Raw genomic sequence first — 226 nt, forward strand, 5'->3', positions numbered from 1 at the left:
CTGGAGTTACATCTTCTACTTTTGTGCCTTCTGGAAGTTTGTCTAGGTTTGTTACGTTGTCTGTTAAGTCAACTTTTCCGCCTTTTTCGATTTCTTCCTTCTTAACTTCTGGTTCATACTTGTCAGCATCTGTTTGTGCTGGTGTTGTATCTTTTACTGTTACAGGTACTTCTTTTTCTTCGCTTGTTCCATCTGGATAAGTTACTTTGATTTTTCCTGTGTAGTC

General features: G+C 38.1%; 1 protein-coding gene. It reads right to left on the reverse strand.

The genetic code is table 11. The features are described 5' to 3' along the window. Positions 1 to 226 (reverse strand): Rib/alpha-like domain-containing protein (locus ACU68Y_RS09245; protein ID WP_446755926.1); only part of this gene is annotated, 226 nt, incomplete at both ends.

This window comes from Finegoldia sp. P1-F-LS (genome assembly GCF_052932205.1).